This is a genomic window from Dyadobacter koreensis (assembly GCF_900108855.1).
Taxonomy (GTDB): Bacteria; Bacteroidota; Bacteroidia; order Cytophagales; family Spirosomataceae; genus Dyadobacter; species Dyadobacter koreensis.
In genome coordinates this window covers 21,359-45,375 of sequence record NZ_FNXY01000006.1, presented here as the reverse complement: position 1 = coordinate 45,375, position 24,017 = coordinate 21,359, and the positions used below count along the sequence as shown (strand labels likewise).

21 protein-coding genes are annotated in these 24,017 nt (G+C 42.6%); 10 read left to right on the top strand and 11 right to left on the bottom strand.

Annotation, left to right across the window (positions count from 1 at the left end):
* Nucleotides 1–19 precede the first annotated feature (19 nt).
* Nucleotides 20–3,217 carry a SusC/RagA family TonB-linked outer membrane protein gene (locus BMY70_RS18950; protein ID WP_229209684.1) on the bottom strand — a complete coding sequence of 1,066 codons (3,198 nt, stop codon included), beginning with the start codon at nt 3,215–3,217 and terminating at the stop codon, nt 20–22.
* Between the two features lie 316 nt (nt 3,218–3,533).
* Here BMY70_RS18950 and BMY70_RS18945 point away from each other — a divergent pair, with 316 nt between their 5' ends.
* Together BMY70_RS18945 and BMY70_RS30955 are read left to right on the top strand one after the other, a co-directional pair.
* Entirely contained in the window at nt 3,534–4,406 is an 873-nt protein-coding gene (locus BMY70_RS18945) for an AraC family transcriptional regulator (RefSeq protein ID WP_090337878.1), read from the top strand.
* An 18-nt stretch (nt 4,407–4,424) separates the two neighbouring features.
* On the top strand, nt 4,425–4,568 hold the full coding sequence (locus tag BMY70_RS30955; protein WP_177197073.1) for a hypothetical protein: 144 nt from the start codon (nt 4,425–4,427) through the stop codon (nt 4,566–4,568).
* Between the two features lie 41 nt (nt 4,569–4,609).
* On the opposite strand, the gene BMY70_RS18940 is transcribed toward BMY70_RS30955, so the two are convergent.
* Nucleotides 4,610–5,212: a YdeI/OmpD-associated family protein gene (locus BMY70_RS18940; RefSeq protein ID WP_090338305.1), complete on the bottom strand. Its 603-nt coding sequence runs from the start codon at nt 5,210–5,212 to the stop codon at nt 4,610–4,612.
* A 469-nt stretch (nt 5,213–5,681) separates the two neighbouring features.
* Here BMY70_RS18940 and BMY70_RS18935 point away from each other — a divergent pair, with 469 nt between their 5' ends.
* The 6 genes from BMY70_RS18935 to BMY70_RS18910 all read left to right on the top strand — a co-directional run bounded on the left by BMY70_RS18935 (nt 5,682) and on the right by BMY70_RS18910 (nt 14,681).
* Nucleotides 5,682–7,424: a serine hydrolase domain-containing protein gene (locus BMY70_RS18935; RefSeq protein ID WP_177197072.1), complete on the top strand. Its 1,743-nt coding sequence runs from the start codon at nt 5,682–5,684 to the stop codon at nt 7,422–7,424.
* A 731-nt stretch (nt 7,425–8,155) separates the two neighbouring features.
* The gene (locus BMY70_RS18930) at nt 8,156–9,406 is read left to right on the top strand and encodes a hypothetical protein (RefSeq protein ID WP_090337876.1); all 1,251 of its coding nucleotides are present in this window, start codon (nt 8,156–8,158) and stop codon (nt 9,404–9,406) included.
* The gene (locus BMY70_RS18925; protein WP_229209683.1) at nt 9,403–11,808 is read left to right on the top strand and encodes a TonB-dependent receptor; all 2,406 of its coding nucleotides are present in this window, start codon (nt 9,403–9,405) and stop codon (nt 11,806–11,808) included. Before BMY70_RS18930 ends, BMY70_RS18925 begins: the two co-directional genes overlap by 4 nt.
* Nucleotides 11,809–11,820: 12 nt before the next feature.
* Nucleotides 11,821–12,756 carry a DUF4249 domain-containing protein gene (locus tag BMY70_RS18920; RefSeq protein WP_090337875.1) on the top strand — a complete coding sequence of 312 codons (936 nt, stop codon included), beginning with the start codon at nt 11,821–11,823 and terminating at the stop codon, nt 12,754–12,756.
* A 91-nt stretch (nt 12,757–12,847) separates the two neighbouring features.
* Complete coding sequence (locus tag BMY70_RS18915) at nt 12,848–13,969, top strand: sensor histidine kinase (RefSeq protein WP_090337874.1); 1,122 nt, start codon at nt 12,848–12,850, stop codon at nt 13,967–13,969.
* Nucleotides 13,962–14,681: a LytR/AlgR family response regulator transcription factor gene (locus BMY70_RS18910; RefSeq protein WP_090337873.1), complete on the top strand. Its 720-nt coding sequence runs from the start codon at nt 13,962–13,964 to the stop codon at nt 14,679–14,681. Before BMY70_RS18915 ends, BMY70_RS18910 begins: the two co-directional genes overlap by 8 nt.
* A gap of 391 nt (nt 14,682–15,072) precedes the next feature.
* Here BMY70_RS18910 and BMY70_RS31105 read toward each other — a convergent pair whose 3' ends face one another.
* Complete coding sequence (locus BMY70_RS31105) at nt 15,073–15,222, bottom strand: hypothetical protein (protein WP_218148650.1); 150 nt, start codon at nt 15,220–15,222, stop codon at nt 15,073–15,075.
* Between the two features lie 283 nt (nt 15,223–15,505).
* Between BMY70_RS31105 and BMY70_RS18900 the strand changes: the two genes are divergently transcribed.
* Entirely contained in the window at nt 15,506–15,673 is a 168-nt protein-coding gene (locus BMY70_RS18900) for a DUF1348 family protein (protein ID WP_177197071.1), read from the top strand.
* Between the two features lie 351 nt (nt 15,674–16,024).
* Here the strand turns inward: BMY70_RS18900 and BMY70_RS18895 are convergent, their stop codons facing one another.
* From BMY70_RS18895 to BMY70_RS18860, 8 genes are all read right to left on the bottom strand, one after another.
* Nucleotides 16,025–16,450, bottom strand: coding sequence for a nuclear transport factor 2 family protein (locus BMY70_RS18895; RefSeq protein WP_090337871.1), 426 nt, complete (start codon nt 16,448–16,450; stop codon nt 16,025–16,027).
* A gap of 204 nt (nt 16,451–16,654) precedes the next feature.
* Complete coding sequence (locus BMY70_RS18890) at nt 16,655–17,449, bottom strand: 3-oxoacyl-ACP reductase family protein (protein WP_229209682.1); 795 nt, start codon at nt 17,447–17,449, stop codon at nt 16,655–16,657.
* Nucleotides 17,450–17,475: 26 nt separating this feature from the next.
* Nucleotides 17,476–18,312 carry an aldo/keto reductase gene (locus tag BMY70_RS18885; RefSeq protein ID WP_090337870.1) on the bottom strand — a complete coding sequence of 279 codons (837 nt, stop codon included), beginning with the start codon at nt 18,310–18,312 and terminating at the stop codon, nt 17,476–17,478.
* Nucleotides 18,313–18,422: 110 nt separating this feature from the next.
* The gene (locus BMY70_RS18880; RefSeq protein ID WP_090337869.1) at nt 18,423–19,625 is read right to left on the bottom strand and encodes an MFS transporter; all 1,203 of its coding nucleotides are present in this window, start codon (nt 19,623–19,625) and stop codon (nt 18,423–18,425) included.
* 317 nt (nt 19,626–19,942) lie between these two features.
* A complete protein-coding gene (locus tag BMY70_RS18875; protein WP_090337868.1) occupies nt 19,943–20,518 on the bottom strand; it encodes a TetR/AcrR family transcriptional regulator in 576 nt (191 codons plus the stop codon).
* A 160-nt stretch (nt 20,519–20,678) separates the two neighbouring features.
* Nucleotides 20,679–21,074, bottom strand: coding sequence for a winged helix-turn-helix transcriptional regulator (locus tag BMY70_RS18870; RefSeq protein WP_090337867.1), 396 nt, complete (start codon nt 21,072–21,074; stop codon nt 20,679–20,681).
* Between the two features lie 222 nt (nt 21,075–21,296).
* A complete protein-coding gene (locus BMY70_RS31100; protein ID WP_218148649.1) occupies nt 21,297–21,470 on the bottom strand; it encodes a hypothetical protein in 174 nt (57 codons plus the stop codon).
* Between the two features lie 472 nt (nt 21,471–21,942).
* Nucleotides 21,943–22,848 (bottom strand): AraC family transcriptional regulator, encoded by a 906-nt coding sequence (locus BMY70_RS18860; protein ID WP_177197070.1) that lies wholly within the window; start codon nt 22,846–22,848, stop codon nt 21,943–21,945.
* 777 nt (nt 22,849–23,625) lie between these two features.
* Between BMY70_RS18860 and BMY70_RS18855 the strand changes: the two genes are divergently transcribed.
* Nucleotides 23,626–23,850 carry a hypothetical protein gene (locus BMY70_RS18855; RefSeq protein ID WP_090337865.1) on the top strand — a complete coding sequence of 75 codons (225 nt, stop codon included), beginning with the start codon at nt 23,626–23,628 and terminating at the stop codon, nt 23,848–23,850.
* The last annotated feature ends 167 nt before the right edge of the window (nt 23,851–24,017 follow it).

Sequence of the window (24,017 nt, the reverse complement as noted above, 5' to 3'; positions counted from 1 at the left end):
GCGTGAATCAGATTCACATTTAGAACTTGATACTTAATCCGGCAGTATAAATTTTCAATTGAGGAAATTGGGCAAACCTTGTGGAGGTACCATTCGTAGGATTACCTGCGCTGGCACGTTCGGGATCATTGCCTTCATATTTTGTCCAGGTAACAAGGTTGTCGCCAGAGATGTAGATCGTTAATCCCTTCGAACGGATTTTACTCAGGATCTTCTGATTGAATGCATAAGAGAGGTACAGGTTCTTTAAACGCAGGTAAGAGGCGTCCTGAATAAAATAGGTGGAAGTGTAGCCAGCCACACCGGCGTAACCTGTCACGTAAGTAGCAGGCACAGTGTTGCTGGGATTCGTTGGAGACCATGCGTCAAGGAATCTCTTCGGAGGTGCCGAGTTTTGTTGAAATGGCTCATAACCCCAGCCGCCAACCTGAGCCTTTACGCCCTGAACGCCCTGAAAGAACGCGGTAAGACTAAAACCTTTCCATCCTGCATTCAAGCTGAAGGAGTAGTTGTAATTTGGCAACCTGCTGATCCTCACTCTATCTTCAGGCCCGACAGTACCATTGCCGTCTACATCCTTAATTTTAAGATCACCGGGCTTCAAAGTACCTGACGATGGCTGTTTCGGGGAAGCATCGATCTCTGCCTGGCTTTGGAATATGCCTATCCATTCGTGGACGAAAAAGTTATTATAAGGCTGACCAACTTCTATTGTACCAAGTGTAGGAGCCAGCAGTTTCGTAACTTTATTATTGTACTTGTGAAACAACACACTTGCACCATAATTGAAATCACCGAAATTCTTCCTGTGCCGCAGCTCAATTTCAAGACCCTTATTTTGCATAGCTCCCGCGTTGACAATTGGGGCCAATAATCCGACACTGCTCGGCAAATCAGCACGTGTGGAAAGAATATCTGAGGTATTACGCTTATACCAGTCTATGGTTGCACCGAATAATCCTTTGAAGATATCCAGATCCAGACCAAAATCCAGCATGGAAGTTTTTTCCCATCTCAAATCTTTCGTCACCAAGCGGGTCAGTTGTGCACCCGAAGCCAGTGTCGTATATGGGTAAGCTGTAAGACTCAGTACATCCTGATAAGGGTAGGTTCCATTAATGCTAGTCCCGTTTACAAGCGTATTTCCCAGTTCCTGGTTACCTAATACACCATACGACGCTCTGAGCTTGAGATTGTCAACCCAGGACAGGGAATTTTTGATAAACCCTTCTTCTGACATTCTCCATCCCGCAGAGCCTCCTCCAAATGTACCATACCGGTAGTCGGGACCAAATCGCGAACTTCCATCATGGCGAATGTTACCTTCCACGAAATATTTGCCTTTGTAGTCGTAGGTGGCGCGTCCAAAAGTCGATCTTAATGCCCATTCCGAAGCTGTACCGCCGGTTACCTGATTGGTCGCTCCACTGCCATCCAAAACCATGAGGGTGTTGTTGGGGAAGTCATAACGCTGACCGATCATGTTTTCCGTTAGATTATTTTGCTGTTCAAATCCCGCCAGAAGTCCCAGATTATGATCCTGCCCAAACTGTTTGGTGTAGTTCAGTGTACTGAAAAAAGTTTTGGTGACCGCTCTGCCCTCCTCCTGACGAAGTCCGGAGAAGGTTGGGTTTCCGTTAGCAACCTGTACATATGCCCCTGTTGCATCTGGCTGGTAGGCGTATGAGGGTGAAGCAAACTGCCTGTTTTTAAGCTGGCTGCTCAAAAACGTTACGCCAACTTTGTTCAGCCATTTCAAGCCCTTTAATATCTCGATCTCGGCAAATGCCTGGGCGTTGATGTTGTATGTTTTTGTAAACTGACCTCCCGTTGCATATACCTCTTCCACACTGCGGTTACCAGAACCATTGGTTGCGAAATCCCTGTTCGCAACCCTGCCGCTTCCGTCAGGCAGAAAAGGCATAAAAGTAGGTGCCGATGCATAAGCCAGCAGCAATAGGTCATCGTTGACAAGCCAAGGGGCTTTTGCATCCTGAAAAGACAAGTTCAAATTTGTCCCTACACGTACTCTTTTATGTACCTGTGAAGATAAATCGATCAGACCATTGTAACGTTTATATATATAGCCCTTCGTAATACTGTTCTGATCCAGATAATTGAATGAAACGTTGTACAAAGTTTTCTCGCTGCCGCCGCTGAACCCAAGGTGGTGGTTTTTGATCGGCCCTTTATCCAAAACGTAGTCCAACCAGTCGAAGTTGGGATATTGGGAACTGTTAGGATTATTTTTGTACAAGTCAATCTGCGCCTGCGTGTAAAGCGGGGTTTGCCCACTTCTGGCTCGTGCTGAATTGTACATTTCCATATACTGCGCCGAATTCGTGATGAGTTCCGGTTTCCGTGTTGCCTGGCTAAGCCCGTAGCTTCCGCTATATTCAATTTCAGATGAGCCAGCCTTTCCCTTTTTAGTTGTTACCAAAATAACGCCATTCGCCGCACGTGCGCCATAAATTGAAGCGGAAGCAGCATCCTTTAACACTGTGACACTCTCAATATCCTGCGGCGATAAGTTTTTAATGGTACCTATGATCCCATCCACAAGAATCAGCGGCCCGTTGGATGCACCAAAAGACCCAAAACCTCTCAACTGGTACGATGCATCATCCCGGCCAGGCTCCCCGGTTGACTGGGTAACATCCAAACCGGAAACCCTCCCTTGCAAAAGATTCTGCACATTGGGTACCGGGCGCTCGGTGAGTTCTTTACCAGATACCGTTGTTACGGAACCTGTCAGGTTAGCTTTGGTCCGGGTTCCATATCCGACAACGACCACCTCAGACAGTGCGGATGCCTCAGAAACCAAGCTGATATCTATCGTTGCTTTGGAGCCAACCAGTACTTCCTGTTTAACATAGCCGATGTAGCTAAAAACCAGAATCGCATCGCTTGATGCTTCGATACTGTACTTTCCACTTGCATCGGTGATGGTTCCTGTATTGATGCCCTTCAATTGAACACTTGCACCCGGCAAGGCAGTACCGCCATTGTCCAATACAGTCCCTGAAATCCGGCGCCCCTGCGCCAGCAGCATCTGACTGGTCATGATTAAAACCGTTATCATCAATAAAAACGGCTTGGACGAAGTACGGTTGAAACATGCAGCTCTGAATAAATGCTTTCCCTCTTGGACAAAGAGACGCCCGGCACTATGCCGGTCTCGATCTGTCCTCATGTTAAGTTTGTAAATTTGGTTCATATGGAAATTGTTTAGTTTAATTCTTGTGATAAGACTAAAATCTGCCGGCTACTGTTTGACTTGCTCCAAGTTTAGAAATGGTCAAAATCAGCAGTCATTGGAGAATACAAAGAAAATATATAAAGCAAGAACAAAATTTGTAATATTATCCAGTTATTAAGTTATTTTACCATTTAATAATATTTTTCATTTTTATTTGTGTTTTTTCAACATTACACTGAAAGTCACCAGGTTAGTACAATTAAAAACTAACTTTTTACCTTTCTCATAGACTACCAGCATAGATTTACTATTTTCCCTAAGCTCAAATAACATTATGAGGCCACATAAACTCCAGGTAGCAACGAGCCCAAATAGATCTTTCAGCGTTAGAAAGGAGCTGATTCCCAATATTAATAGCCGTTGGCATTGCCATCAGGAAGTTGAGTTGATTTGTTTCCACAAAGGGAGTGGCACGCAGTTCGTCGGGGATGACATACGTCCATTCTACGCCGGTGATGTAGTTTTGGTAGGAGCTAATCTACCTCATTATTGGCATTATGATTTAGAAGATTCAGCAGAGACAGGAAGTGTTGAGAAACCTTATTCTACGGTTATCCATTTCACCGAAACTTTTTGGGGCGAACAATTTTTATGTTTGGCGGAAAACGCAGTCTTAAAAAATGTTCTTGAGAAAGCTAAAAGGGGAATATCCCTGAAAGGAGAAACCGGCAGTACTGTAATTTCTCTTATGGAAAAACTACATTCTGCGGAAGGACCACGTCGCGTACTTTTGCTGATCGAATGCTTAATCGCAGCGAATCTGGCGGATGAAAATGATTGGCTCGCCTCTCTGGGTTTTCGAAATGACAGTCTCGAACAGGAAAACGAGAGGATTAACGCGATTTACAAATACACCCTCAACAACTTCACCGAAAAGATAAAGTTGGAAACTATTGCCTCTATTGCCGGACTTTCTCCAAATTCCTTTTGTCGATATTTTAAGTCTCGGACTGGCAAGCAGTTCTCTCAATTTGTAACTGAAATCAGGGTTGGTTATGCTTGTAAAATGCTTATAAACAATAACCGGAGCATAAAGCAAATTTGCTATGAAAGTGGTTTTCAAAATACAACCTGTTTTCACAAACAGTTCAAGCAAATTACAGGAAAAACGCCAGCCAGCTATGTTTTGGCATTCTCAAACAAATAGAATGAGAACGACGAATTTGTGACGTGCCGTGAAAGACTCATCAGCTATGACAAGGCTGCTGATACGATCAGACAGGAAATTCCGGAATACCTGGCGCATGTGACAACATGCCGCCATTCAGCTCTGTTGCAGAAATTATCCGTTTTACTTGGCGCACTGTAAGCAAGCTTCCGTACACAAAAGTCTAGAAACTTCGGAATCTGTCATGGCTTAGGTTTTTTTGTCCATTTAAGGATACCCGGTTTCAGTTTTTGAGCCGCAAATTCGATAATTTCCTTAATCCGTTTTTCGCGGGTTTCAATCTTTTTTGCTAAAACCAGCCATTGTAGCAAATTCCGTTTATCAGACCTGCTTAGCGTTTGAAAGAACTCATAGGCAGCCGGATTGTCCGCGAGTGCTTCATCAAGGTCCGCAGGAACTACAATGTTTTCTACTTCGTCTAAAAGAGGCCAGGATCCATTTTGTTTTGCAGTTTCAATGACTGCGAATCCCGCGGATGCCATCAGTCCGTCTTCAATAAGTTTTTCTACTTTATCCTTATTTATCTTTGACCAACCACTTTTGGGTTTTCTTTTAGAAAAAAATTGCATATATCGCTGACTATCAACTGGCTTTGCCAGGCTGTCTATCCAACCAAAACAGAGTGCCTCATCGACAGCTTCACTCCAGGTTATGGAGGGTATCTGAGCGCTTTTTTTATGGTAGATCAGCCAGACAGCTTGCTTATGGGAGTGGTTTTGCTCTAACCACGTCCGCCATTCCTGCCGGTTCGATGGAGTAAATGTAGTTACTTCTTTGTCGACCATATTCATTTAGAAAGGCGAAAGTTACAAATATTTAAAAAAAGTAGAAGCCTGAAATCAGGTTCCTGTTATCCGCTTTAAAAAATCATTTACTTAACCACCGTTCTCTTAATTTCACGGATAAACCTACCAACAGACGTTGTACTTCCATCAGGTGTCATCGCTTGCTTCATGCCATGTTTTATGTTAAGGATATCCAATTTCTTAGTGGCGAAATCCATAGTAGTCCGTAAAAGCAGAATTTACGTTTGGTTAACCTTCTTTTACGTTTCGTTAACCTTCTTTTACCGAATGCCTGGCAAACGCGAGGATGATAATTTTTAGCTTTGACAAAATCCCAGAAAAGAAAATAAAAGAACTGTTCGTGCCACTGCTCCGGTTTTGCTATAAGAGGCTCTTTCGGACAGCCGATGATTTCTGTGAAATTCTAATCCAATATTCGAGATAAATGACCATTCCGACCAAACCACCCATGAAAAACAAACAGCTCTTTCTAATTCTTTCCTTTATATTATTTTTTGTATTACAAGTACAGGCCGATGATCTGGACAATTTCATCCGGAGCCAGATGCAGAAACGGGGTATTCCCGGTTTGTCCCTGGCTATTATTCAGGACGGAAAAATCCTGAAGGCCCAGTCATATGGATTTATTGATAAGAATAAAAAGATACCTGTCACGACGAACACATTGTTTCAGGCAGGCTCGGTTAGTAAATCGGTTGCGGCTATGGGCGCTCTTTATCTTGTTGAACATAATAAACTTTTTCTGGATGAGAATGTTAACGTCAAGCTTAAAAGTTGGAAAGTTCCTGATAATGAATTTACAAATGACAAAAAAGTTACACTGCGTGGAATACTCAGTCATACTGCCGGGCTGACCGTGCACGGATTTCCGGGATACACTGTGGACACAAAGATTCCCTCGGCAGTCCAGATTCTGGATGGGGAAGCTCCCGCCAACACATCACCGGTTCGCGTAGACTTTGTTCCCGGCTCCCGATGGAGGTATTCAGGTGGCGGTTATACTGTTATGCAACAGCTGATGGAAGATGCGACTGGTACTGCTTTTCCGGGCTTTATGAAAAATAATGTGCTTTCGCCACTTGGTATGAAAAATAGTACCTACCAACAACCTCTACCTCCGGAACTGGCAAAATTGACGGCAACCGGGCACATCAACAATCGAAGTGTCGTGGAAGGTCGCTGGCACATTTATCCTGAGATGGCAGCAGCGGGATTGTGGACCACGCCGTCAGACCTGGCTCGATTCGCGATTGATATTCAGAATGCTTATGCCGGAAAAGCAGGAAGTGTATTATCTCAATCTATGGCCCGCCAAATGTTGACAGATCAGAAAAACATGGATGGACTTGGTGTTTTTTTGCAGGGCGACAGCACTACACTCCGCTTCGGTCATAACGGGCGCGATGAAGGTTTTGATGCGTTACTTACCGCTAGTGTGGATAAAGGACAAGGCATTGTGATCATGATCAATACGAATGATAACTCGCATATGATGGGTAGAATTGTTGATTTTATCGCTGAATATTACAAGTGGGATGGATTTCCCGTAAAGACTAAACCGGCGGCGGTAGATGTGAATTCCGAAACCTTACAGGCTTTCGAAGGTCGATATGAATTATTTAATAACCGAATCGTCACTTTTGATGCTGAAAATCAGCGACTTTTTACGATAGAAGATGGTTTTATTGATGAAGAATTTGTGCCTGTCGGCAGTAATAAGTTTACATCGACTGATCGTAATGTTTCTGTGACCTTCAATCCCGACGCCAAAGGAAATGTGACTGGCTTCACACTTCAAGACAATGATCAACACTATGAGCGAACTGTACCGCGTATAGGGCCGCTCGCTGATCGACATAAAACCAATGCCGATCCTGATCCGTCACGCACACCCAAAATCATGGCGGCTTTGCAGGCTATGGTAAAAGGTGGCAAAATATTAGAAGAAGCATCAGGCCTCACTTCGGGAGCCAGACGCGATTTTGCAGGAGGAATGCCAGAGCCGCAAACCTTGAAATCATTGTCGTTTATTCATTCAGAAAACGTCGCAGGCCGTGGAATTAAACGCCATGAAAGCGACGTAACCGAAATCGTAACTTACCAATTGAAGTCCAATCAGCCGGATACCTATATACTCGTCCATCTGACCTCCGACGGCTTGGTTACCGACTGCGATCTTGTCGAAAAATAATAGCTATTTAGGGCGATTTATGCAGGTTAGGTTAATTAAAGGATTGTGAAATACAGGCACCTATTTGCTTCATAACGATTTAAGAAAAGAAAATCAAGGTTTTAGAGGACACCACCGAAAACACAGGATTTTTTTTTATCAAAACGACTCCAGAAATAAGAAAAAACCTTGAACAGTTAGAGGAAGCTCGATGGCAATTTACGTTCGGGATAAAATATCATAAATCAGCGCATTTGAAAAACGTGAAAGAATTCGATTTCGGATATCGAACTAAGAGGGAACCCTCAACGCCAATTACCTGACAGCAAATTGCAAAAATTGTCAGCTGAATGAGCATCAATCCAAACCTTAATGCAGCAACCCCATACCCAGCCCGGACAGTTCTACCCTAAGCTATTAAAACTGTATGTATTGATCTATCACTATTTCCTGGTACTCAAAAAACGATCCTGATTACCAGATTAACAAGCCGAAATTGAATGTCTGCTTCTCCATTTAATTCTTCACTATATCCTGCATTTTGCAGTAAAGTGTGAATGTGACTTGCTGACTGTTTTACTCAAATTGTCAAGCCATATCAATAGAAGACAACAGACCGACTCTCACGGGCGGCGATTGCTCATTCGTCTCTCTTATCTACAAAAGACCCATAATTATCTACACTTTTCACAAATTCTATTTAAAAGCAAGTACCTGTTTGCATCGAACAAGCAGTACTATACCCTTTTATTATGGCGTCATTTCTAAACAAGCACCAAGTCGGAATATTTATATTTTCACTTATTCTTTTTTCATATAAATCCTCTGCACAGCGTGTTTTTGTAAATACTATTGAAGGTGTAAACAGGAGTTTTCTTTATTATACTAATAGCAGCAATAATGATTATCACAGTGATAAACCCGTTGTGATCATTTTACATAAAAATGGGGAAACTGCCCGGGACGCATTTGCAAAAATTCTATGGAAATCAGTGAAAGAACCAACCATCTTTATTTTCCCTAATGCAGTTAAAAATGTCTGGAATTGCAATGGCGATGCTTCACTGGATAACGATATGGAGTTTTTAAAATTCATTCTTGACGATACTTATAACAATTTTCACCATGATAGAAACCGCGTATTTATTTTCAGCGACAAGAGTAGTGAATGTATTGCGCAAAAGTTCCGGCAAAAGTATCCCAAACTTCTAAACGATTACCAAACCTGGATACAGACAAATAACAATGACAGCCTATCCGCACTCGGCAGCGTCCAAAACCTGCTAAAAAAAACCATCCAAGCCGATACGACATACTCTTTGTGGGACAATCCTGCGGTACGAAAAAAGATGGACCCGATCGATTCTCTAAAGGAATACAGGTTACATAACCGTGTGATATTGGAAGTAAGATACGGTGGGTTCGCAATGCTTGGCTCGGTTCATACGGGCGTCACAGACGGAACATACGCGAAATTATATAATGCCCACTCCTTTCTGGATATACACCTTACCAAATGGATGAACGATTCGATCGCCTGGTTTATCGATATCGGAAGAATAAAGGTTCCACAAACCCAGGAAACGACGACAGGTGGAAGTTTGAGAACCGGGGGAGGCATGGTTATGCCGCTGACCATCGGCTTCAAATATGCGCTTCCGAGAGTCAGGGTCCACCCCTATTTTTTGCTGGGATCAGGGATAGTCCAGGTACTGGTCTTTGGAGGTAAGATGAATCCAGGCGCGATGAGTTCGGGCACGAGGCCTAACCTGAATTCAGAAGTCAGAATGGTCTTCCATACCACAATTGGCACTGGTATTGATCTGCGATTTGCCAAGCGATTTACGCTTGGTGCCCACCTTCGGTACATCCATTCCGCCAATTTCGAAAGTGCGGGTAAAGTCGACGCAATACGAGGATTTAATCTTAATGTCGGCTTAGGTTATATCCTGAACGCTAACAGTCTTAAAAAACTACCTTTTCCCCTTATTAACAAAAAATGAGCAAGTATTTTATTTCCTTTTCCCCAGGTGCTTACTGCGGCATTTTTCTGCTTGTACTGGCTGCGGCGGCTACGGCTATGGGACAAAATAAATTTACCATCAGTGGAACCATGAAAGATAAAAGCAACGGAGAGACACTGATTGGCGCGAGCATTTATGTGAAGCAAAGCCCCTCATCAGGCGCTGTCACAAATGCTTACGGATTTTATTCCATCACCCTGCCACAAGGTTTGTATACGATTGAATATTCCTACATTGGTTATGAGAAGATTGTAAAAGACATCGATCTAGATGGCAATGCTACCGTTAACGTTGAACTGCCCGTTCTGTCAAGGGTTCTGGATGAAGTCAAGATTGTAGATGAAAGCCGGATTTCCACTTCACGCAACTTCGAAATGAGCGTTAATAAGCTCGATATCAAAACCATCCAGAAACTTCCGGCGTTGATGGGTGAAGTAGATATTGTCAAGAGCCTGCAATTTTTACCCGGCGTTAGTCAGGTCGGTGAAGGCTCATCAGGTTTCAATGTGAGAGGTGGCAGTGTCGGCCAGAATCTCGTGCTGCTTGACGAAGCACCGGTTTATAATTCTTCTCATATGCTGGGCTTTTTTTCGGTGTTTAATCCAGATGCGGTCAAGGATGTAAAACTCTACAAGGGAGCCATCCCGGCTGAGTATGGGGGGCGGATCAGCTCGGTTCTTGATGTGCGCTTGAAAGAGGGTAACAACAAGAAGACCGAAGTCGATGGCGGCGTGGGTTTTATTTTCAGCAGACTCGCCGTTCAGGGGCCACTTGTCAAAGATAAATCTTCTTATCTGATCGCTGTACGAAGATCCTACATTGATGGTCTTTCCACCCTTTTGACCAGCAACAACTTTGGATTAAATTTCTATGATATCACGCTAAAAACCAATTACACATTAAACCAAAAGAACCGCTTGTACCTCTCGGGTTTTTTCGGTCGTGATAACTTTGGTCTTTCCGATGATGCCAAATTCAACTGGGGCAACAAGTCTGGAACACTTCGTTGGAACACGGTGCTGAGCAGTAAATTGTTTGCCAACGTTTCGGCGGTATTCAGCAATTACAATTATAACCTTGGTTTCAACCAAGATGAGAACAACAAATACAGCTGGAGCTCCGCGATCAGCAATTACGTGGTAAAACCCGATTTCAGCTATTTCATTAACAGCAATTCAGAAGTGAAATTCGGGCTTGAAAGTTCTTACTATCAGTTCAACCCATCCAAAACGGTGGGGACAACCAATGGAGAAACTGTCGATAGCAGCCAGCCCAAAAAATATGCACTGGAAATGGCCGGTTATATCAGTCACCGCTTAAAGGTGGGCTCAAAACTGGAATTCCAATATGGGATCCGCTTCTCTTATTTTAACTATCTGGGACCAGGAACTGCCTATATCTACAACGACACCATTGCCGGCAGAAAGCGGACAGCTATTGCCCAGCGCCAATACAAAAGCGGGCAGTCCATCGCATCTTACAGTAACCCCGAGCCCAGGATGTCTGCCAAATATCAGATCACTGACCAGGCATCGATCAAAGCAAGTTTCAGCCGCACGGCACAGTACGTGCATTTTATTTCCAATACCAGCGCCTCTAATCCACTAAATATCTGGACGCCGAGTACCAACAATATAAAGCCGGCTGTGGGCAATCAGTATACACTGGGCTATTTCACGGATCTTGGACAGCATGCCGAGTACGAATTTTCTGCCGAAACCTTTTACCGAACTACCACCAACGAGATTGATTACATCAATGGGGCTGAACTGCTCAATAATGACCGTCTGGAAGGTGATTTGCTGAGTGGCAACGGAAGAGCCTATGGACTGGAGCTATACCTTCAAAAGAAAAAAGGGGTCATAACAGGCTGGGTCAGTTACACACTGAGCCGTTCGGAATTAAAAGTAGATGGGATCAACAACGGGAAATGGTACCCAACCCGCTTCGATCAAACCCATAATTTAAAAGTGATAGCCTCCTACACGATTAATCAGAAATGGTCGACGACAGCAGATTTTGCGTTTACAACAGGTACGCCTACTACTTACCCCAATCAGCGTTATCTTTCGCAGGGTATCCTCATACCCTACAATACGACTAACGCGCGCAATGATGCCCGGTTAACACCTTACCACCGGCTTGACCTGTCGCTGAGAATGGAAGGCAAAACCATTAATAAAAAGGGCCTGGCAAGAAAAAACCATGACTTCTGGGTCTTCTCGATTTACAACACATATGGCCGTAAGAATGCTTTTTCCACTTATTTCTCCCAATCTACAGACCGTGTAACTTCCTATCAGCCCATCCAAACACAGGCGCACCGGGTATCGATCATTGGATCTATGGTACCATCGGTCTCCTATAATTTTAAATTCTAATAAACAACCTGTATGATATTAACAGCCATCCGCACCTGGGCAAGACAACTATGCATGCTGAGTATTCTCCTTCTGTGGGCTTGTGATGATGAAATAACCGTAAAAACTTCCTCAGCCGACCCTATACTGAATATTGATGCCTGGATCAATAATAAATCTGAAACACAGCACATTTACCTGACGCTTTCACAAGACTATTTTGACAATAAAAATCTACCTCCGGTTGTTTCCGGGGCTTTGGTAACGGTAACAGACAACGAGGGGCGCGTATATGAATTCGCCGAGGACAGAACCAGTGTGACTGGTGCTTATAGCTGGTATCCTGCGAAAGGAGAAGTACTCGGCGTTGTCGGCAGAAGTTATACCTTAATGGTAATCTACAAGGGAGAAACATTTACCGCAACATCTGAGGTGCACCGCGTTCCACCAGTGGACAGTCTTACCTTATCCTACCGGGAAGGACAGGGAATGATGGATGATACTTACAGTGCGGAATTTTGGGCAACTGATCCGGCGGGTAAGGGGGATACCTACTGGATGCGAGGTTATAAAAACGGAAAACTGCTCAACAAAGCCAGCGAAATTACAACAGCCTATGATGCCGGGGTCTCCTCTGGCAGCGGTTTTGATGGGGTAACATTTATTTCCCCAATCAGACTGGGCGTTAATGCGAACGATTTGGACGAGGATGACAGACCTGTTTCTCCTTTGGTAAACGGTGATTCAATCTACGTCGAGATCCATTCCATCAATCTCTCGGCTTATAATTATCTTGCTGAGGTTGTCTCGCAGGCCGACCGGATGGGCGGCATCTCTGAACTTTTCACCTCTGCTCCCCTGGCTAACGTCTCAACAAACATCGTCAATGCAAACAAGAATGGGTCAGCCGCTGTCGGATATTTCAACGTGGCTGCTGTATCGGGCCTGGGAAAGAAATTTTACTTTTGACGAATTCAAATTGGAAGCTGCTAAGTTTCATTGGCATTATGCAACAAAACAGACTGTCAACGGGTATCGACAATAAAATAAAAATACTAATATGTTCACCCCGCCCATACCAAAACCTACATCTCCACGCTTTTTGTTGAACTACCGGTTTTGGCTGCATGTCACCGGGTGGCTGGCTTTTTTCGCTTCTCCTCTTATTTTGCCTCTTCCTATTTTCAAACAGCTTCCTCAGTATTATGTCAATTATCTGTTCATTACCAGGACCTTTGTCAACCTGATACTGATTGGGGTGTTTTATCTTAACCTGCACTATTTAACGCCGCAGTTATTATCGACAAAAAATACATTACGGTTCTTTCTGTGCCTTCCGCTACTGTTTCTGATGGTACTGCTGCTTGATTATTTATTGCTGCAGGCGGTCAGGGCAGATCTGCGGATGTACCTTTCCAAAACCGAAGGAAACGATCCTTTTTTACAAGAAGTATTGGCAGGTGATTTTCTGGCACCGCAGCAGCTTTTGGCCAATCTGGTCTTATTTGCATTAATCTTTCTATCAAGTTCTCTTTGGGCTGTATTAACGGACAGACTTGATCAGCAGCAGTTCAATCAACAGATTCTTTATGAAAAGACCAGTGCAGAGCTAGCTGTTCTGCGCCTGCAAATTAGCCCTCATTTTCTCTTTAATACACTTAATAATATTCGTTGGCTGGCCAGAATCAAATCCGATCAGGCTGAAACCTCAGTGATGGAACTATCCGAGATTTTAAGATATATGCTTTACCATGTGGTGCATCATCAGGTAGCGCTCCTGGATGAGGTAAAGAATTTAAAAAGATATGTAAACTTGCAGAAGCTAAGACTTCACCCGAAGGCAGAAGTTCAGTTGATTTGCGTTGACTTTGATCAGGACATCAAAATTGAACCGCTTTTGTTCATGCCTTTTGTCGAAAACGCATTCAAATTTGGAGTCCATTCCGAGGAACCTTCTAAGGTAGCGATCAATTTAAGCGTGAAAGATCGTGAGCTAATATTTACTTGTACAAACCAGTGTTTTGATTTCGCAGATGACGAACTTATAAAAGGAACAGGTCAGGGACTGCTGAATGTGCAAAGAAGACTTGAACTTTACTACCCGCAGACACATACGCTTATAATACGTAATGACCAAAAGTTGTTTTCCGTCCTACTAAGACTGAACCTAAAGCATGGATAAGATCAAATGCCTGATAGTGGATGACGAACCATTTGCCCTGGAAATTTTGGCAGACGACATCGGTAAAATTGAAACCCTTGAAATGGTCAAAATTTGCCGGAGTGCATTGGATGCACGGAGAGTCCTCGAATATCAGGATTTCGACCTGATTTTCTTAGACATACACATGCCAGGGCTCTCAGGTTTACAGCTGTTATCACAAATGCAGAATCCGCCTATGGTCATTCTTACGACGGCTTTCGAACAGTATGCTATCCGCGCATTCGAGCTGAATGTGATCGATTATTTGTTAAAACCAATTTCTTTTGAAAGGCTTCTTGCCGCAGCCGGTAAAGCACTATCGTTTCATCAGCTGAGAATGCCGCTGCGAAAATCAGCATATCAGCAGCTGGCCGCACTATATGTAAAGTCCGAGTATCAGACGGTTAAAATCCTATACTCTGATATTCTGTATATCGAAGGCCTGAAAGACTATGTTAAAATATTTACGATCTCAAGACAGGGCCCTGTGCTAACCCGGATGAACGTTAAGGGGATATACGCTCTTTTGCCAACAGACCGGTTCTGCAGGGTTCACCAGTCCTACATCGTTTCCATTGAAAAAATAGAGGCATTTCAAAAAAGGAAAATATGGGTAGCTCAAAAAGAACTACCCATTGGAAGCCAGTTTTCCGATAATCTGAAAGCTATTTATGAGTTCAAAAAAGATTAGTCGTTTCAGGTATTGTCCTGGCTGATCGTACCAGCAATTTGTAAGCTTGCAATAAGGAATGAAGTTTATCTCTACCCAGCTTAATTCCGCTCAACCGTACAATGGGCCGCACAGGCTCGGTTCCAATAATCAGTACAATTTGTGTGAACCCAGTCCAGGAATATCACGATGTATTGCCGCTACCAGGTCCAGGACCAGTAGTTGATCATGATTTTGCTGCGCAAGATATTGTTGTTTTGAATAAAATGATTGCCGGCTATAACCAACCGGGGCGCCGGCGGCTAGTCTGCAAAGGCATTCGACTCCTGCATCTGCATTACGATTTTCACGTAAACTTATCACCGTTTGGGTGGTTCGCCACCGCGGCCACGCCTTTTTCGGATACTAATTTTCAGCCGTGGGGGGCGGTCCCCTCAGCTTCAGCGATGTCTATCATATTGTTTAATGCAAGAATCATCAGATTCGCATCCTTAACTGCCCGTTCTAATTCCTTGTTTAGTTGTTGAATTGCATGAAGGCTATGTTTTTGTTTTTCATCCATTGGATACAATGTAATTAATCCGTTTTCTATTTTCTTTCGACAAATACTCACGAAATTATTAAAGACATAAATGCTGGAAATATTTAGACATTCCATGACATTGACCGGATCTGCTCCTCCGAAAAGAATTCGAATGGTCACCTCTTCCTTTAATTCTTCGCTGTACTCCCTGCTTTGGAGTAACGACTGTATGTGACTGTTCGTCTTAACTGTTTTTTAGTCAAAACTGTCAAGCTGTATCAGTATAAGACACCCTAACACAGAATAGAGCAATCGGTCGGAGTTGATTTCCGGCCGTGAAGAAGTAAAAGTATTTTTAACGAACAAATGGAAGAATGAACTTGGCTACAAGCTTAAAAAAGAACTTTGGGCATTTACTGAAAACCGTATAGCAGTCGGCTTTGAATATGAATGGCATGACCAGCATGGATCATGGTTCCGAAGGCTGTAATATAGCTAACCATTAATTTAAAAAGGCGCTAAGATATTGTTAGCGCCTTAAAAAGTTAATATCAAACGAATAAGTAAAGAGGATGAGCACAACTAACTTAATTTCATGCCCAAAGATAAATCACCTGCTAGAAAATGCGTCTTGACTAAACCAAAAGACCAATCTTGCAAAGTATTTTCGATTACGGAAATGATCAGATAAGTAGTCGGTATACCCATTTCTCCAAGTCGTTTGCTTATTAGTGCGTATCCCCAAATGAACAACGGCAAAAGTGCGAGGAATGTGATAAAGTAAGAGCGGCAGCGAGAAGGATGAACATCACAGGCCTAAGTTTCCGCTTCTTATTTACGCTTAGTCGACTTGCTGTGAACGCCACACTTCAAGTGTATCGATCACCTGATGAAAACTTATAATCTTGCCGTTAGCAACACGCACGACATGCATGTATTGCGCATCGAATGGCTTTCCAGTCGTAGCCATGATGCCTTTCGATCGGCCAACGGCCACGATAGCATCGCCGCCGTCGATCAACTCGTCAGGCCCCGCTATATAATTCTGAAACTCTTTGGCGATGCGGCCAAAAACGCCTTCAACGACTGCATCTGGAGACAAGTAGGGATTGCGATCACCAAGTAAGAAGTTTTCAGATTCACGCCAATATAAGTCATCACTCAGGGTTGCGACAACCGCCTCGATATCGCCCCGCACGAAACTGTCGTAAAAATGTTTCACTACGGCGAAACTGCTCTGATCAGCCATAATTTTCTCTTTTTCCATGATTTTTCCTTTTATTTTAATTGTTAGTAATTATTGTTTATTAATTTTTATTTCATTTTAATGTGAGCTAAGCCTTCCGATTGCCGAGGGATGGAAAGCAACGCCCGCAACCCAAAATCCACCACTGCCGCTTCGGCGAGCTTCCAAACCTTCCCTCTCTCGCTCGAGGTAGTCGACGAAGACCGCCGGACGTTCTAATCCTACTTAGGCGTTAGCGCCACCGTCAACTGTCAGCGTAGTGCCGGTAATGTATCGAGCTTTGTCGCTGGACAGATATGCGACCGCGCGCCCGATCTCGGCACCTGAACCAAAGCGGCCCAAAGCGGTCAGCTGGCGCATTGGATCGCCAAAGGGCCCGTTGGCCGGGTTCATATCCGTGTCGATCGAGCCAGGCTGGACAATGTTCGCGGTTATGCCTTTAGGCCCAAGTTCGCGAGCAAGTCCTTGGTTAAATCCAGTAAGAGCAGACTTCGTCGCCACGTAGATGCCCAAGACACCATACGGCACGCGATCTGCGAAGTAGCTACCGATTGTGATGATGCTGCCGCCCTCTTTTAGATGGGGCAGCGCAGCCTTGCTCGTAACTATCGGCCCGCGCACGTTGACATCGAGAAGAGCCTGAATATCCTCGATCGCCATATTGGCGAGATCATTCATCCGGATGATCCCGGCGTTGTTAACAAGGATGTCAAGGCCACCAAGTTCAGCAACCGCTTTGTCGACCGAAGCCTGGATTGCTCCGGTATCCGCGCTGTCGGCCTGAATCGCTACGGCGATGCGGCCAAGGGCCTTAATTTCTAGAACAACCGCGTCGGCCTGGTCCTTTGACTTTTCATACGTGATCGCAACGGCAGCGCCTTCTGCTGCAAGTGTCTTTGCGATCGCCGCGCCAATACCACGGCTGCCGCCGGTCACGAGTGCCTTCTTACCTACGAGCGTCATCGGGATGAAGCGGTCATCGCCAGATCGGGGATTTTCAATATTTGATGTTGTTTTCATTGAAGTATGGTTTTGATCTACCTGATCTATTGAGCGGAAAGAGTTGCCAATTCCTCATCTGACAAAATGATGTCTGCTGCTTTAAGATTGTCGTGCAGGTGAGTGATCGATTTTGTTCCGGGGATCAACAAGATATTTGATGAACGTTTTAAAAGCCAGGCTAAAGCAATTTGTGCTGTTGTAGCTTGATGCGTCGCAGCTATAGATCTGATCTTCGCCTCCAATTTATCTGGACCTGATGCAAGAGGAAACCATGGAATAAAGGCTAAACCTTGCTGCTCGGTGTAGTCCAAGACATTTTCCCATCGCCTGTCTGCCAGATTATACAAATTTTGCACAGAAACGATCGGCAATATTTGTTGTACTTGTTTGATCTGATCAACGGTAACTTCTGAAAGCCCTACATAACGTATTTTTCCTGCCTTTACTGCATCAGCAACAGGAGCCAGCGTTTCTTCAACATCTACGTTGGGATCAATCCGATGTAATTGCCATAGGTCGATCGTGTCCACTTTTAACCGTTTTAAACTTCCTTCGATGTTTTGGGTAATATGATCTGGTGAACCATTAGGAATCCATTGTCCAGGCCCGGGTCTGTTAAATCCACCTTTGGTGGCGATCAGGAGTCCTGCTTTGTAGGGATACAGTGCTTCTGCAATTAAGGTCTCATTCAATTTTGGACCATAGGCTTCCGCTGTGTCAATAAAGCTTACGCCCGCTTCAACAGCAGATTGTAATACCTTTTTAGCGTTTTCACGATCAGCGACTTCCCCAAAGACGTCTTTGCCTGTCAGCTGCATCGCACCGTATCCTAAACGGTTGATTTCGATGCCTCCAATTTTATAGTTTAATGTGTTTTCCATTTTATTATAATTCTGTCTTTAATTCCTGCGACATTTATGGATCATGTTATTGATACCACGTAGAAAATTGAGGCCTATGTTTGTTTAGATCAATGAATGCGTGAAAAATTTTAATTATGAATTGTTGTGTCATTTAAAGTCTCGGATATATTTATGGTTGCCGATCTTTTCTCTATTAAACTACGCCAGAAAATAAAACCCATGGCAGTAACGCCAAATGCTGCCCCGATCCAGGGAGCCATAGTGGCGGTGTATTGCCCTATAAACAATCCGCTTACAACTGTACCAAGTGTTACGCCTAAGTTTCCGCTAGATATTTGTATGCTATTAGCGAATTCTTTGGCATCTGGAGCTGCTGATAGAACGTAAGCCAGCGTAGTAAGAAAACATGGCCCATACATAATACCCCAAATGCAAACTATGCCTGCGGTAGTGTAGATCGACTTATCGCTAAACGTGAAAAGTAATGGCAGTAAAATGGTTCCGAACAGGAACAATACTGTTGTATTTGTCAAATTCTTACTGAGTAGTTTTCCAGCAAGAAAATTGGAAATTACACCCATCACTCCGAATAAGAACAGCATGTAGCTGATCTCACGCTCATTTAGTCCCCTGGTTTTTGACAGATATTCTGCAAAATACCCGTATGTACTGAACCATGCGGCAATTATCAGGCAATTGGTTATAATACTTAAAATGAAGGGCTTATACTTAAGAATACTCGTCTGCAGACCGATGGACTTTTCCACCTTTAATGAAGTGCTTGGAAGTAAAAAGTAGACTGCTACTGTGGCGATCAAACTGATTGTGCCTTGAACAATATATGATGCTGTCCAGTTGAAAGTTCCTGAAATGTATGTTGATAGTGGAATAATTGTGACTTGTGCCACCGCAATACCCCCAATTACTATGCTCATCAAGCGGGGTTGAAACTCTTTTGCAGCATTATCAATTGCTGTTGCAATGGATATCGAAATAAACACCGGATGTAAAAACGATGGTAATACACGTAGCAGTATTAAAACCCAATATGGTGGAGCTAACGCTGATAAAAAATTGCTTGCGACAAAAATAAGGATCGCTAATAACATCATTTTTTTTCTGTCGAATCTTGAAGTATATAAAACAATAAACGGTCCCGTTAATGCGATAATTAATGCAAACGCACTTAGTAAGTAGCCCGCCGTATCTATATTTATCCCATAAAATTCTGCAAGCTGGGGAAGTATACCAATTACTCCAAATTCTGTACTTATTATGGAGATCATACCTAAACAACCGACATAAGCGGCTCTTTTATTTGTTGTTTTCATTGTTCTGAGTTAAGTGTATCAGTTTGATTATGTACTTTTTATTTTTATTACATCTTACATTTTCGCATACCGCAGATCTTAAGATCGGGGTTATTCACAGATTCAATAATTGAATCCAAAAACTTAAAGAATCAAGTAAGTCTATTTAAACCGTTCGGTTTAAATCAGCCTATAAAAAGTGACGCATTTATTCCGCGTCTTCAATCTCTTTGCTGACATTCGTTGTTAAGGCTGTTTTTGATAATTCATTATATTTCTGAATTTTGACTTATTGCACCCCGTATTAAACCATTCGGTTTAATACGGGGTAAATTTTTTTACTTGCTTATATTATCTATTAACATTTGGGCCATTTGGCGAGCAAGCTTTTCATCTGAGTATAACAGATCTGTGTGCCAAATAGACGTTAGACTCATAAATGTAAAATGAGCCAATGCTTTAACATCCTTTTCAGGTGGAATCTGCCCATTTTTCTGCGCTTTTACCATCAATTCTTCCATCACTTTTATACCCCAAGACATTTGACTTCGGAGCATATTTCTGACTTCACTGTCAACACGACCAAGTTCAAAAGACGAATTTACGACTAAGCAGGTCTTACTATCTTTAAGAGTATCAAGTACAGACATAATTATATTTTCCAGAGCCTTTAAAGGATTTTCGCTGCTTTTAGCAGCTGCGTTGTATTCCTTCTTTCTCAGCACATTGTAGCTGTTCAGACATTTGATGAAAAGGTCGTGCTTGGATCCATAGGTTAAGTAGAGGCTGCTCCGATTGATTTTGAGGGCATCAACCAAATCGTTTAATGAAGTTACATTATAACCCTTTTTCCAAAAAAGCTCTCTCGCTTCTATCAGCTTTTCGTCGTAATCAAATTCCTTCTGTCTTGGCATAGTGGAACAAAGATAAAGAATTTCAACCGATCGTTCCAAATTGTTTCATCATCAATATGTTTTTTTTGATATTCATTTTATAATTTGAAACATTCATCATCAAAATTCTTAGTCATTCAGATTAAGAGCAGTCGTTAAAATATTACGATGACTCCTGTATCTACACTGCTCTAACCTGGAGTATGCTATCATCAACAGGAACCCTCGGATCATTAATAAAAACTTGTTGTAGATGATGAAAATTTTTGTCACCAAATTCCCCTATGAGATTGATGATTGGCAATAGCTGTTCTCCTATTGGTGTAATAAAATACTCCACTTTTACCGGTAACTGGATATAAACTTTTTTACGCACAATACCTTGGTGCTCCAATTCGTTGAGCTGAATATTCAAAACCCTGCGGCTCGCAGCCGGAATTTTTCTCTGCAGCTCACCTGAACGCTTTACTCCTGTAGAAATGTAATATAATAAATGCATTTTCCACTTACCAAACAAGACTTCTCGCGACATTTCTAACCCGCATGAAACTGAAAAGGGAATTTTTTTCTCGTACATATTTTTAGTTGTTTATGGGTGATATACTATTATTTATGTTAATTTGAAGCTTACCAATTAATACCGGCTTGGATACACCGTAATTAACTCACATCATGAAAGTTGCTTAATTCCCTCCCGCCTAAAGAACGATACAAACCAACAACCGCATTTAATTACTCTGTTTTAATGGTGGTTAATTCCAGTTCGCTTTGTAGTAAATTTCCCTGGGCGCTAATCACTTCAGGTAGTTTGCCTGCCACTTTTGAATAGCATACTGGCATTTTTCGAAGCCTGTTGTAAAGTTTGTGCCCTTTTTTCGGCGATGCTGTATTGGTTTTTCAGCTTCTCTACCTTCGTTAACTCATCAGAAACCTCTCCTACTGCATTAATCACCGATGGGCGAAACTGAATCACCGTTTTTTCCCTATCAATTTTAGCCAGTTCAAGATTGTAAGAGAAATCTATGTTTTTCAGTAATGAACATAAACATCTACAAGTTCAGAGTACATAACAAAGTTGGCATTCTTAGACGACTTATTTAATAGTCCGAACGGGGCAAAATATGTCCATTTATCCCCGCAAAAAAAACAATAACCATTACCGGAAGTGCACCTGAGCATCCAATCCATACTGTGTTCGGATAAGCTCAAAGCAAAAAATGATAACTATCAAAATAGCCGCCATTTGCTGTTATTAAATGAATAATCGTTATATGATCCTTTTGAATTGACACATAAATTGACTGCGATATTGAGTGGCATGTCAACGATAGATACAGCCTGAGGCAGTGGCAATACTCGCGAAAAAGAATGAGATTTATGCACCGAATTACTTTGTCGGGAAATATGAACCGCTGGCTGCAAGTTAATGCTGTTCATATATTCAATTAAACTGATCTTCGAAATGTACTTGGGTTTAGACCTGCATGTTTCTTGAAAAACTTGCTAAATACGAACTGATCACTGAAATTCAAGAATTCTGCGATATGGGCAATTGGCATTCCTGAAGTGCTCAAAAGCACTTTCGCCTCTAAGATCAGCATTTCATCAATAAGATCACCAGCTGTTTTACCAGTAAGTTCCCGCGTAGCAGTGGACAAATATTTGGGAGTGATATTCAACATGTCGGCGTAAGCCTGAACACTTTTTTCCTCCTTGAACCGCTGGACAACAAGCTTAAGAAACTGATGCGCAACAGATTCCTTTCTAGTGCCCGAGACCACGTACGGTTTTTCTTCTTTTTGATATAACGCCCCAATTTCCAATATCAAAGCGGAAAAAAGATGCCTTAAGATATCTTCGGTGTAAGAAGTATTTTTTGATACTTGTTCGGTTTTTAATCGTAGCGCAGCAAGTTGTGCAAGGATCAAATCTCGCTGATATTCCCGAAGCGTCAGCACTGGTTCAATGATACCTGAAAGGTAATCAAAGGCCCCTGCGGTTTTTGAAGGAATCCCAGATTCGAACAAATAGTCGTTTGAAAATAGCAAATTGGTCGCCCTGCAGTTTGGTGTTACAGTTTCGAAATGCCGGATGGTATTTGAGGTAAATAAAACCATATTATTTTTCCTCAACTTATAAGGAAGCAGATTGATCTTTACATTTACTTCCCCATCGGTAATTAAATGGATTGAATTGTGATCGGAACGATAAGGGGATAGATATGAAAGATCCATCTCCTGGGCATCCGTATCGAAGATGTAAAGCCCATTAGAAGTATTGTTTAGATCTAATCGCGACCTTAAAAGATCTATTGTTAATTTCTCTATTGGCTGTTTACTTTTTTTCATCATAACGACCGGGCTTACCGCCGGCCTCATACTTTTAAGATATTGAAATTAGAATGAAAAGATAATGATTTTTGGTTAAACAAACCATAAAATGAACGACCATTTCAGGATACAATTGAGACATATTTTCGTCCCATCAAAACGCCTTCGAGCTATTTTTTTTTAACGATTGAAGTTCATTTTTGGTTTGAGAGATTAATTTAGCTGTAGAGCATAAATTTAATCCTGGAGCCGAATTTACATCCTAATTGCCCGCCATAACCGAAAATCAGAATGAAAGTCGGCTGTTCGAAGTTGTCCGTCTTTTTATGTCTTTTTTTGCTGGTGCGAATGTTTCACCTGGGTAAGCAGTACATCATGCAGAGGAAATAAGTGGAGGCTGATTATAGTTTCAGCCTCCCGGACTGGAGAATCCGGACGCGTTGACCATATGATTACGTGACAGACTGACCATCAAAAGACTATTACTCAACGTATGCTAAATAATTATCAATCCTTTGCTTACACTGGTTAATTCCAACCGAAACGGCCAGCCCTCAATTTCCGAATTGGTGTGAACAGTGGCTCCGAATTCTCCACATCTAAAGGGAAATATGCCTACTACTATTAACATTGCAAAGGCCACTGTGGGGTGAGGTTTAACGCGGAGAAAACTAACGCTCTGTTTGTGCAGGAATTGAGAAAGTATATTCCCAGATCCGGCAGACTCGAACTCTACTCCTTAGCAATACAACAGGATTTTAAAGAAAAAACAAGGCTCCGGATCAGGAACGTAAAAAAATGATTGTTGAACTTGAGACCCTAAACAAGAGAATGCAAAATGCGAGAATGACGAAGGTAGATGGTAGCCTGGCAGATGAGGATTTCCAGAGCCTCAAATCGATTTCTAATGCTAAAATACAGGACTTAGAAAACAAACTGAGCGATTTGTCTGACAAACACTCTGAAATCAACAACTTTTTCCAAAGTGCCCTTAAAAAGGTTTCTATCTATCAGAAAAAGTGAGTTAGAAACCCAAAAAAAGAGCCAAATCGTCAAAAAAACGACTTGGCTCGTATGGTGCACCCAGCGGTACTAAACTCGAACACTTTATTGCAAGATTTAAGGAAGCTTGCAGCCCTCTTTCAGGAGCATTAGTTTCCTACCAAGAGCCTAGCGATTTGATAAAATTG

What these genes read in the sequence shown, in the direction of transcription:
- BMY70_RS18880 (WP_090337869.1), bottom strand. Translation starts at nt 19,625, where the DNA reads ATGAAAACAACAAATAAAAGAGCCGCTTATGTCGGTTGTTTAGGTATG.
- BMY70_RS18950 (WP_229209684.1), bottom strand. Translation starts at nt 3,217, where the DNA reads ATGAACCAAATTTACAAACTTAACATGAGGACAGATCGAGACCGGCAT.
- BMY70_RS18890 (WP_229209682.1), bottom strand. Translation starts at nt 17,449, where the DNA reads ATGAAAACAACATCAAATATTGAAAATCCCCGATCTGGCGATGACCGC.
- BMY70_RS18910 (WP_090337873.1), top strand. Translation starts at nt 13,962, where the DNA reads ATGGATAAGATCAAATGCCTGATAGTGGATGACGAACCATTTGCCCTG.
- BMY70_RS18915 (WP_090337874.1), top strand. Translation starts at nt 12,848, where the DNA reads ATGTTCACCCCGCCCATACCAAAACCTACATCTCCACGCTTTTTGTTG.
- BMY70_RS18860 (WP_177197070.1), bottom strand. Translation starts at nt 22,848, where the DNA reads ATGATGAAAAAAAGTAAACAGCCAATAGAGAAATTAACAATAGATCTT.
- BMY70_RS31105 (WP_218148650.1), bottom strand. Translation starts at nt 15,222, where the DNA reads ATGGATGAAAAACAAAAACATAGCCTTCATGCAATTCAACAACTAAAC.
- BMY70_RS18925 (WP_229209683.1), top strand. Translation starts at nt 9,403, where the DNA reads ATGAGCAAGTATTTTATTTCCTTTTCCCCAGGTGCTTACTGCGGCATT.
- BMY70_RS18920 (WP_090337875.1), top strand. Translation starts at nt 11,821, where the DNA reads ATGATATTAACAGCCATCCGCACCTGGGCAAGACAACTATGCATGCTG.
- BMY70_RS18940 (WP_090338305.1), bottom strand. Translation starts at nt 5,212, where the DNA reads ATGGTCGACAAAGAAGTAACTACATTTACTCCATCGAACCGGCAGGAA.
- BMY70_RS18930 (WP_090337876.1), top strand. Translation starts at nt 8,156, where the DNA reads ATGGCGTCATTTCTAAACAAGCACCAAGTCGGAATATTTATATTTTCA.
- BMY70_RS18885 (WP_090337870.1), bottom strand. Translation starts at nt 18,312, where the DNA reads ATGGAAAACACATTAAACTATAAAATTGGAGGCATCGAAATCAACCGT.
- BMY70_RS18935 (WP_177197072.1), top strand. Translation starts at nt 5,682, where the DNA reads ATGAAAAACAAACAGCTCTTTCTAATTCTTTCCTTTATATTATTTTTT.
- BMY70_RS18875 (WP_090337868.1), bottom strand. Translation starts at nt 20,518, where the DNA reads ATGCCAAGACAGAAGGAATTTGATTACGACGAAAAGCTGATAGAAGCG.
- BMY70_RS18855 (WP_090337865.1), top strand. Translation starts at nt 23,626, where the DNA reads ATGATTGTTGAACTTGAGACCCTAAACAAGAGAATGCAAAATGCGAGA.
- BMY70_RS18945 (WP_090337878.1), top strand. Translation starts at nt 3,534, where the DNA reads ATGAGGCCACATAAACTCCAGGTAGCAACGAGCCCAAATAGATCTTTC.
- BMY70_RS18870 (WP_090337867.1), bottom strand. Translation starts at nt 21,074, where the DNA reads ATGTACGAGAAAAAAATTCCCTTTTCAGTTTCATGCGGGTTAGAAATG.
- BMY70_RS18895 (WP_090337871.1), bottom strand. Translation starts at nt 16,450, where the DNA reads ATGGAAAAAGAGAAAATTATGGCTGATCAGAGCAGTTTCGCCGTAGTG.